A 7,251-nucleotide genomic window follows, 5' to 3' on the forward strand; every position below is an offset into this window, starting at 1 on the left:
GTCGGGGAATCCGGCTCGCCCCTCGCGCCCGTTCCGAACGGAATCGCAGCCCTCCCGTGGACGACGCCAGATTACACGGGAGGCGCAGTCGGGCGAAGGCGGAAACGCGCGTCGGGCACGAGAAATTACAGATTTATAGATTCTTACGAACTACAGATTCTGATAATTCGGCCCGCTGCCGCCTTCCGGCGTGACCCAGGTGATGATTTCGTACGGATCCTTGATGTCGCAGGTCTTGCAGTGCACGCAGTTGGCCGCGTTGATCTGCAGGCGCTTGCCGGTGGTGGCCGCGGCGTCGGCGACGATCTCGTAGACGCCGGCGGGGCAGAAGCGCGTGCACGGGTTCTGGTATTCCTCGGCGCAGCGCGTGACGCAGACGTCGGTGTCGGCGACCTTCAGGTGCACCGGCTGGTCCTCGTCGTGCTCGGTCGCGGCGAAGTAGACCTCGGCGAGGCGGTCGCGGGGGGGAAGAGTGCGCTCGACCCAGTTCCGCTTGCGGAACTGGTCGTCGGCCGCGCCGTCGCGCCCGGGCGCTTCGACCGCGCCGATCTTCTCCAGCGAGGACCAGTCGGCGTGGTTCTTCAGCGTCCACGGCGACAGGCCGGCGGTCACCGTCTCCCAGCCGGCGTTGGCGAGGCCGAGCCACAATCCCTTGTTGAAGCCGGGGCGGATGTTGCGCACCTTCTTCAGCTCCGCCGCCACCGGCGAGGCGCGCAGCGCGGCGTCCCAGCCGGTCGCGACGGTGCCGTGTTCGGCGACGTGCGCGGCGGCCAGCATGCCGGAGCGGATCGCCTGGTGCGTGCCCTTGATCTTCGGCACGTTCATCAGGCCGGCGGCGTCGCCGATCAGCATCGCGCCGGGCATCTCGAGCTTGGGCAGCGACTGCCAGCCGCCCTCGATCAGCGCGCGCGCGCCGGCCGAGACGATCGAGCCGCCTTCGAGCAGCGGCTTGATCGTGGCGTGGTTCTTCAGCTGCTGGAACGCCTCGAACGGCGAGAACAGCGGGTCCTGGTAGTCGAGCCCGGCGACGAAGCCGATCGCGATGCGGTTCTGATCGAGGTGGTAGAGGAAGCTGCCGCCGTAGATCGACGGATCGAGCGGCCAGCCGAGCGTATGCACGACCTTGCCTGGCTGGCTGCGGCCTTCCGGCACCGACCACAGTTCCTTCATGCCGATGCCGTAGGTCTGCGGATCGCAGTCCGCGTCGAGGCGGTACTTGGCGATCAGCTGCTTGGACAGATGGCCGCGGCAGCCTTCGGCGAGCACGGTCAGCGGCGCCTTGATGTCGATGCCTTGCGTGTAGCTCGGCTTGTGCGAACCGTCCTTGGCCACGCCCATGTCGCCGATGCGCACGCCACAGACCGCGCCGGCCTCGTCGAACAGCGGCTCGCTGGCGGCGAAGCCCGGATAGATCTCGACGCCGAGCGCCTCGGCCTGCGGCGCCAGCCACGCGCACAGCGCGCCGAGCGAGACGATGAAGTTGCCGTGGTTGTGCATCTGCGGCGGCACCACCGGCGACTTGATGCCGCTGTGCGGATCGCGCAGGAACCAGAATTCGTCCTGGTTCACCGGCACGCAGATCGGCGGCGGATTCTTGCCCCATTCCGGCAGCAGCTCGTTCAGCGGCTGCGGCTCGATGACCGCGCCGGAGAGGATCTGCGCGCCGACCGTGGAGGCCTTCTCGATGACGCAGACGCGGATGTCCGGATTGAGCTGCTTCAGGCGGATCGCGAACGCGAGCCCGGCCGGACCGGCGCCGACCGTGACGACGTCGTACTCCATCACATCGCGCTCGCTCATCGCTGGCTCCGGTCGCTGGGGTGAGAACGGCGATTGTCCGGCTTCGTTCGTTTTCCGGCAAACGGCGGAAGTGTCGTCGCGAGCGGCCGGCGAGGACGGTCGCCGCGAGTTCGCCGACTCATTCGGGCAGCAGCGCGACGAGCGCGTCGTGCAGGACCTCGCGCCGCCAGCCGTCGAGCGTCGTCGGCCAGCGCCGCGTCGCAAGCAGGGTTTCCAGATGGCGGCGCGCGCACAGCAGGCCTTCGGGCAGGTCGAGTTCGCGCGCGCGGGCGGCGACGGCTTCCTTCATCCTGGCGATCGCCGCCTTCTCGCGCGGCGAGGGCGGCTGCGCGATCGGCGCGAACTCCAGATCGTCCGCGCTCAGCGGCTGCTGCAGCAGCTCGAACAGCTCCGCGCGCTGCGCGCTGCGCAGTGTGCGCAGGCCGCGCGTGCGCTCGGTCAGCTCCTCGACGCTGGCCGGCGGGCGGGCGCACAGGTCGAGCGCGTGCGCATCGTCGAGCAGCCACGGCCGCGGGCGATCGATCGTGCGTGCGGTGCGGTCGCGCCAGCGCAGCGCCCGGCGCAGCAGGGCCTGCCGCTCGCGCGGCCAGTCGGCGGCGCCGCGCATCGACTGCTGCGGTTCCGGGTCGGGTTCGCGCAGGCGCGCACGCTCGAGCAGGCGCGCGCAATCCTCGGCGAACCAGCTGAGATAGCCGCGCGCGTCGAGCCGGCGCGTGAGTTCGGCGTGCAGAGCTGGCAGGTGCACCACGTCCTGCGCGGCGTACTCCAGCTGCTGCGCGCTGAGCGGCCGGCGCAGCCAGTCCGAGCGCGTTTCCGCCTTCGGCAGGTCGACGCCGAGCAGGGTCGCCACCAGCTTCTGGTAGCCGAGCCCGGCGCCGAGCCCGGCGAACGCGGAGGCGATCTGCGTGTCGAACAGATGCGCCAGCGAGCAGTTCCAGGTCGCCAGCGCTTCGAGATCCTCGCTCGCGCTGTGCATGATGCAGGTGCGCGACGGGTCGGCCAGCACGGCGGCGAGCGCGGCGGACTCGACGCCGGCGGTCGGATCGATCAGGCCGATGCGTCCGTCGACTTCGATCTGCACCAGCGCGAGCTTGGGCAGGAAGGTGTCGATGCGCATGAACTCGGTGTCGAGTCCGAGCGCGGTCGGTGCGTTTTCGACGAGATTTGCCAGCGCATCGCTGCGCTCGATCCAATCGGCCAAGGCGGTTTCCTCACATCATCGGGCGGTGGCGCGCATCGCATCGCTTCAACTGACGGCGGCGAGCACGGATAATCGAACCACCATGCCCGGTAGCGAAGTCGCACGCAAGCAGCACACCCTCGGCGGAGCCGCCGGCATCGCGCTGCTCGCGCTCGCGCTGGCCTACCGCTTCTTTCCGGGCCTGCTGCACCTGGAGCCGCAGCCGGAGCCGACCGTGGCGACCAGCGCAGCCGGCCAGCACGCGCCCGCCACCTGGTCCGCCGTGCAGCGCCGCGCGACCGAACCGCCGCCGGCCGAGCCGAAGGAAGCGCCCGCGGTCGAGGTCGGCACCTCGCTGGCCGACGCGATCCGCATGGGGCCGCCGGCGCCGACCAGCAAGGAGGTCGCGGCGCTGCTCAAGCGCGCGCGCGTGGCGGAGGAGAAGGGTTTCCTGCTCGATCCGAAGAACGGCGCGATCACGCTGTACCGCTCGGTGCTGACGCAGGCCGAGGGCAACGTCGAAGCCGAAGCCAGCCTCGAACGCATCGCCGGCGCGCTGCGCGACTGGGCGCTGTCGGCGATCGACCGCGGCGACGAGGCGGCGGCGCAGCGGTATCTCGCCGCCTACGCCGAACTGCCGCACGCGGAAGGCGATCTGCTCGCCGCGCAGACGCGGCTGAAGACCCTGCACGACATCCTGCCGATGCTGACGCGTGCCGCCGAGCTGCTCAAGGCCGGCCACGTCACCGAGCCGGCCGAGGAGAACGCGCTGTCGGTCTACCGCAAGGCGGCGGAGCTCGATCCGGGCAACCGCCTGGTCGACGCCGGCCTCGCCGAGATCGAGCGCGGCTATCTCGATCACGCGCTGACCGAGGCGGCGCAGGACAATTTCGAGAACGCCGACCGCATGCTCGGCCTCGCCTCGGCCATCCGTCCCGGTTCGTCGGCCTTGCTCGAGACGCGCGCGCGCATCGACGGCATCCGCCGCCAGCGCGCCGAAACGGTGCTGGCGCAGGCGCGCTCGGCGCTGGATTCGGGCAATGCCGATCTCGCCGAGGAACTGGCCAGGAAAGCGCAGTCGATCAGCGCCGACCTCGGCGGCCTCGACGACTTCAACCAGCGCCTGCGCAACGCGCGCCTGTACGCGAGCCTGAAGCCGGGCCAGGTGATCCGCGACCGTTTCCTCGACGCCGCCGGTACCGCGCCGGCCGTGGTGGTGGTCCCGACCGGCCAGTTCGTGATGGGTTCTCCGGCCGACGAGCAGGGCCACGCCGACAACGAGGAACCGCAGCGGCGCGTGCGCATCGAGGTCGGCTTCGCGATGGGCCAGAGCGAAGTCACGGTCGGCCAGTTCCGCGAATTCGTGCGCGCCACCAAGTACGTCACCGACGCCGAAAAGCTCGGCGGCGCGGCGGTGTACGAGGAGAGCACCGGCCGCATCGTCAACCGCGCCGGCGTGACCTGGCAGAACGACTATCGCGGCGAGCGCGCCACCGACGAGCTGCCGGTGGTCAACGTGTCGTGGAGGGACGCCGTCGCCTATCTCGACTGGCTGTCCGCGCGCACCGGCAAGAAATACCGGCTGCCGAGCGAGGCCGAGTTCGAGTACGCGCTGCGCGCCGGTTCGACCACGCGCTTCCCGTGGGGCGACGGCGATCCGGACAAGCTCGTCGGCAACTTCACCGGCGAGGGCGACCGTTCCTCGCCCTCGAAGCGCAGCTGGTCGAGCGCGTTCCCGCGCTATAGCGACGGCTACTGGGGGCCGGCGCCGGTGATGAAGTTCCCGGCCAATCCGTACGGCCTGTACGACATGGAAGGCAACGTGTCCGAATGGACCGAGGATTGCTGGCACGACAACTACGTGCGTGCGCCGCGCGACAGCGCCGCCTGGGTCAATCCCGGCTGCGAGCGGCACGTGGTGCGCGGCGGTTCCTGGGGCAGCGATCCGGACCAGGTGCGTTCGGCCTTCCGTCTGGCGGCCGGCACCGATGCGCGCAACGCGCGCGTCGGGTTTCGCGTGGCGAGGGATCTGTAGTTCGCCGTCCGGCGTCTGCGGGAACGCGCTGTCGACATGCCGGCGCCGTCAGCTCGCCATCTCGTTCGCGCAACCAGGGGCGCCTCGTGGAGATCGGCGCCGTCCTCGTTCACCGTGTCGAGGAGCCTGCCGCCGGCTTCGCGGCATTGATCGCCCATTGAGCGGCAAACGCCCGCTGATAGGCGGGCCGCGCCTCGCCGCGGGCGACATAGGCGGCCAGGTTCGGGAATTCGTCGAGCAGGCCCGACGGCCGCAGCCGCAGCAGCACCGATGCCATCATCAGGTCGCCGGCGCTGAAGGCGCCGTCGAGCCAGTCGGCCTCGCCCAGATAGGTCGACAGTTGCGTCAGCCGCTGGCGCACGCGATCGGCGACCAGCGGCAGGCGTTCCGGAGCCCAGGATTTGTCCCTCTCGACGATGCGGGCGATCACCAGGTCGAGGATCACCGGCTCCACGGTGTTGAGCGCGGCGAACATCCAGGTGATCGCCCGCGCCCGCGCGTCGGCGTCGTCCGGCAACAATCCGGGATGCCGTTCGGCGAGATGGAAGACGATCGAGCCGGTTTCGAACAGGGCGAGACCGCCTTCCTCGTAGGTGGGAATCTGGCCGAACGGATGCAGGCGCAGGTGCGCGGGTTCGTTCAATGCCGGAAACGAGACCAGGCGGACCTGGTAAGGCTGGCCCACCTCCTCCAGCGCCCAGCGCACACGCGTATCGCGCGCCAAGCCCTGGCCGCCGTCGGGCGAGCGTTCAAAGGCGGTGATGACGATGCTCATGGGGCAGGCTCCTGGCGAAATGTCGGACGAGGCAGGCGGATCGCCCGGGGCGCCCGCTCGTGGCCGCCGGATGGCCGGCGCGTATCGGCAGGACGAACGGCGTGCGCCGAAATCGACAGCGGTCGGCCGGAAACGGCTCCGTCGAGCTGGGCATCCGGCGTTGTCGATTCGAACGATGATGGATCGTCGTACGGAGGAAGCTTCCGCAGGCGCGGGGGCGTCGGACCTCAGACAATCCAAGGAGAAGCCCCATGACAAAGATGCTCTTCGTCAGCTTGCCGGTCGCCGACCTCACGGCCTCGATCGCGTTCTACGAAGCCCTCGGATTCGAGCGGAACCCGCAGTTGTGCGATGACACCGGCGCCTGCATGGTGTGGAGCGAGGCGATCCAGGTCATGCTGATCACGCATGCCAAATGGCGCACCCTCACGCAGCGGCCTTTCCCGCCGGCCGGAACGTGCGCGTCGATGCTGTCGCTGGCGATGGACAGCCGCGACGCCGTCGACGCGATGAACCGCGCCGCCGCCGCTCACGGCAGGCAGGCCGACGTGAATCCACCCGAGGACCTCGGCTTCATGTACAGCCGCGACCTCGCCGACCCCGACCGGCACATGTGGGGAATCGTCTGGATGGATCCGGCGGCGATGTCCACCGCCCAGGAAGGCTGAGGCGGCCTCCGCGGCACCAGGCGCCGCCGTACGCGCAGGCACGCGGACGACTCCGGCGGAATCCGATTCCGTAGCCGACGGAGCGGCGTGGCCGGCAACGAGGTGTGGAGGGCGGCCTGCGCAGCCGGGGAGCGTGCTCGCCTCCTCCGGTTCGAGCCGCACATCCGCGCGCAGGGAGATGCAAGAACGCCGGGACATCCGTATCGAGAGAGCGATACGGACGTCCCGGCGCAGGAGTGCTCTTCAGCGGGTGTCGGAGTTCAGGGCCGAAACGGATCGCGGAAGGCACGCCATCCAGCGAAGGCGATCCTCGTCCGCGAGGATTGCTATTCCCACACCTTCGTGCCGTCGTCGAGCGTACGCATCCCCAGGATGAAAACGTCGCCGTGTTCCTGCGGCTTGTACTTGAGCGCGTAGCTGCCGTCCGCTCTCAGCTCGTAGTTGGGATTGTTCCGGTAGTAGCCGACGTCGTGTCCGCCGCGGGCGGCGTTCGGATTGGCGCGAGCGCCCTCGTGGTCCGCAGGACCGGTCGTCGCGCGGCGGGCGGCCGGATTGACGTCGTTTCTGCCGCCGTTGTCGGCATGGCCGAACAGGTTGACCGGATTGAAGATCGGCGTGATGAAGCCGTTGTTGCCGCCCTGGCGCGGCTGGTCGCCGCGGCCCGAGGCGGGAGCGTCGTCACGGATCGTGCTGAGGAAAGCGCCGTCGACCTGGGTCAGGAAGCCGCCTTCGTTCATGCGCAGCCAGCCGGTGCCTTCCGGGTTCTCGTAGATGTTGGCGCCGTCGTCGTTGA

At 69.7% G+C, this 7,251-nt stretch carries 6 protein-coding genes; 2 read left to right on the forward strand and 4 right to left on the reverse strand.

Annotated elements, in window-relative coordinates:
• Positions 1–150: 150 nt before the first annotated feature.
• Positions 151–1,800 (reverse strand): electron transfer flavoprotein-ubiquinone oxidoreductase, encoded by a 1,650-nt coding sequence (locus J7520_RS17945; protein ID WP_291191395.1) that lies wholly within the window; start codon positions 1,798–1,800, stop codon positions 151–153.
• Between the two features lie 118 nt (positions 1,801–1,918).
• The gene (locus J7520_RS17950; protein ID WP_291191398.1) at positions 1,919–3,001 is read right to left on the reverse strand and encodes a ribonuclease D; all 1,083 of its coding nucleotides are present in this window, start codon (positions 2,999–3,001) and stop codon (positions 1,919–1,921) included.
• Positions 3,002–3,083: 82 nt separating this feature from the next.
• Here J7520_RS17950 and J7520_RS17955 point away from each other — a divergent pair, with 82 nt between their 5' ends.
• Positions 3,084–5,015 (forward strand): SUMF1/EgtB/PvdO family nonheme iron enzyme, encoded by a 1,932-nt coding sequence (locus tag J7520_RS17955; RefSeq protein WP_291191401.1) that lies wholly within the window; start codon positions 3,084–3,086, stop codon positions 5,013–5,015.
• A gap of 109 nt (positions 5,016–5,124) precedes the next feature.
• On the opposite strand, the gene J7520_RS17960 is transcribed toward J7520_RS17955, so the two are convergent.
• Positions 5,125–5,790, reverse strand: a complete 666-nt coding sequence (locus J7520_RS17960) for a glutathione S-transferase family protein (RefSeq protein ID WP_291191404.1) — start codon at positions 5,788–5,790, stop codon at positions 5,125–5,127.
• Positions 5,791–6,041: 251 nt separating this feature from the next.
• Between J7520_RS17960 and J7520_RS17965 the strand changes: the two genes are divergently transcribed.
• Positions 6,042–6,458, forward strand: a complete 417-nt coding sequence (locus J7520_RS17965) for a VOC family protein (RefSeq protein WP_291191406.1) — start codon at positions 6,042–6,044, stop codon at positions 6,456–6,458.
• A gap of 326 nt (positions 6,459–6,784) precedes the next feature.
• On the opposite strand, the gene J7520_RS17970 is transcribed toward J7520_RS17965, so the two are convergent.
• On the reverse strand, positions 6,785–7,251 hold a 467-nt coding region (locus J7520_RS17970; RefSeq protein ID WP_291191409.1), incomplete at its 5' end, for a hypothetical protein.

Origin of the sequence: Dokdonella sp. (genome assembly GCF_017744955.1) — a bacterium.
Taxonomy (GTDB): domain Bacteria; phylum Pseudomonadota; class Gammaproteobacteria; order Xanthomonadales; family Rhodanobacteraceae; genus Dokdonella_A.

Bases quoted from the DNA above. Each gene is read 5' to 3' on its own strand.
- J7520_RS17965 (WP_291191406.1), top strand. From the start codon at position 6,042: ATGACAAAGATGCTCTTCGTCAGCTTGCCGGTCGCCGACCTCACGGCC.
- J7520_RS17955 (WP_291191401.1), top strand. From the start codon at position 3,084: ATGCCCGGTAGCGAAGTCGCACGCAAGCAGCACACCCTCGGCGGAGCC.
- J7520_RS17960 (WP_291191404.1), bottom strand. From the start codon at position 5,790: ATGAGCATCGTCATCACCGCCTTTGAACGCTCGCCCGACGGCGGCCAG.
- J7520_RS17945 (WP_291191395.1), bottom strand. From the start codon at position 1,800: ATGAGCGAGCGCGATGTGATGGAGTACGACGTCGTCACGGTCGGCGCC.